Consider the following 2207-nt stretch of genomic DNA (forward strand, 5'->3'; position numbering starts at 1 on the left):
GGACATGGAGCGCTTCGAGGCGCGGCACTTCGAGCGGCTGGCGGTGACGCCGGGGATCACGGGGCCGTGGCAGGTGAGCGGGCGCAACCTGGTGACGGACTTCGACGAGGTGCTGCGCATGGAGCGCAGCTACATCGCGGAATGGTCGCTCTGGCTGGACGTGCGCATTATGCTGCGCACCATGGTGGTGGTGCTGCGCGGGGAAGGGGCGTACTGAGGCCGAAGGTCGTTTCCTCACACGGAGCCACAGAGTCGTTTTTTCTGTGGCCTTTCCCTTTCCTCCGCGTCTCCGTGTGATGCTTTTTCCCCGCCGTTCCCTCTCTCCGCGCACAGGGCATTGCCAGTGACACCCGCCGCCGCGCCGACGGACGACGAGATCTTTCGCGAGCTGATGCGGATCCGTGAGACGGACCCGAGCACCGCCGACCTGCTCCAGTTCCGCAGCATGGTGACCGCGTCGCAGTACCGGCGCCTCTACCGGCTGACGCGCGGCCTGGTCCCCGCCGGGAGCGAGGTGCTGGACTGGGGGTGCGGAAACGGGCACTTCTCGTATGCGCTGAAGCGGTTGGGCCACCGCGTGAGCGGCTTCGCCTTCGAAGACTTCGCGCTGCGCCGGCACCTGGGGAGCGATTACGACTTCGAGCTGGGCGAGCCGGGCGAGCCCGTGCGCCTGCCGTACCCCGAGAACCGCTTCGACGCCGTCTTTTCGGTGGGTGTGCTCGAGCACGTGCGCGAGTTCGAGGGCGACGAGGCCGGCAGCCTGCGCGAGATCCGGCGCGTGCTGCGGCCGGGCGGCCACTTCGTGTGCTACCACTTCCCCAACCAGCACAGCCTGGTGGAACGGGTGAACGGCTCCGCGGGCCGCCACACGCACCTGTACCGCTACACCGCGGACGACGTGCGCCGGCTGTGCGCGGAGAGCGGGATGGGGCTGGTGCGGGTTCGCCGGTACGCGGCGCTCCCGCGCAACGTGTTCGGGCGGCTGCCCGCGCCGCTGAGCGGGTGGGGATCGCTGGCGCACGCCTACGACGCGGCCGATGCCGTGCTGGGAACCGTGATGTCGCCGCTCTGCCAGAACTACCTGTTCGTCGCACGCAAGCCGGCGTGAGCGCCGGCTGGCGCGCGCCATGCTGGCAGAAGACCATGGAAAGTGGTAAAATGAAAGTGGACGTGTGCCTGATCCGGTACGCGTCCACTTTCATTTGCCGCGCGGCCGGCTGGATCAGTATGGAGCCGGCGGGGCAAAGTGTCACATCCGGGGCAGGTGCGGCGTTCTGGCAGGTCACGCGGAGCCCCGCAACCGGCACCGTTCGTGCTGACCGCGGCGCTCGTGCGTGACGTGGACGGGGGGTGCAGGCGTCAGAGTCGGGCGCCGTCCGCCCCCGGGTTTCTTCCCCAGGCGCGCAATTTTTCCAGGACAGCCCTTTCGGATGGACATAAAGACGTCAAGCGGCACCCGGGTGAAACGTGCTGCGCGGGATGACCGCGCCGCGCTGCCGGACCTGCCTTTCCACGACGTGCGCCTGCGCCGGGAGCTCACGCACCGGCGCTTGGCCACGTCGCTGCTGCGCCGCGTCCTTCGCGTCGTCTCGCTGCACCTGCTGGATGGGCTGCTGGTGGGCCTCGTGCTCTTCGCCGTGGCGCGCGTGTTCGGCGCGTGGAACGTGGTGGAGCCGTTCGTGCCGCTGGTGGTCGCCAGCTTCCTGCTCAGCCTCAACGCCCTGCGCGCCTACGCGCCCGGCGACTCGCGCCGCGACGGCGGGCGGCTGGCCTCGGCGGCGGCGCTGGCGTCGCTGCTGCTGGGGGTGCTCGTCACCTTTCCGCCCCGCATCCCCATGGCGCTGCCGCTGGTGGCGGGGATCGCGACGGCGGGATTCGTGGCGCTGGCGCTGGGGCGCAAGGGCGCGGACCTGCTGGTGCGGCAGGCGTACGCGCGCGGCGTGGGCCTGCGCCGCACGCTGATCGTGGGGAGCCTGGACGAGGCGGGGAGCACCATCCGCTCGCTGCGCGGCCACAACAACTTCGACCAGTACGTGGTGGGGCACCTCACGCCGGGCGGGCGTCCAGACCCGGCGTCGATGGGCACGCTGGCCGAGCTGGAGCGCATCCTGGACGAGGTGGACGTGGCCGAGGTGCTGGTGGCCACCACGCTCACCAGCGACGAGCTGCACGCGGTGGCGGCGAGCTGCTTCGAGCGGGGGGTGAAG

At 70.5% G+C, this 2207-nt stretch carries 3 protein-coding genes; all 3 read left to right on the plus strand.

Annotated features, from left to right (window positions below; all coding sequences use genetic code 11):
* Positions 1 to 217: sugar transferase (locus VF647_21205; protein HEX8454611.1), on the plus strand; the 217-nt coding region annotated here is incomplete at its 5' end.
* Between the two features lie 126 nt (positions 218 to 343).
* The gene (locus tag VF647_21210; protein ID HEX8454612.1) at positions 344 to 1108 is read left to right on the plus strand and encodes a methyltransferase domain-containing protein; all 765 of its coding nucleotides are present in this window, start codon (positions 344 to 346) and stop codon (positions 1106 to 1108) included.
* A 352-nt stretch (positions 1109 to 1460) separates the two neighbouring features.
* The coding region (locus tag VF647_21215; protein HEX8454613.1) for a hypothetical protein at positions 1461 to 2207 on the plus strand (747 nt) is incomplete at its 3' end.

Origin of the sequence: Longimicrobium sp., from assembly GCA_036387335.1 — a bacterium.
Classification (GTDB): Bacteria; Gemmatimonadota; Gemmatimonadetes; order Longimicrobiales; family Longimicrobiaceae; genus Longimicrobium.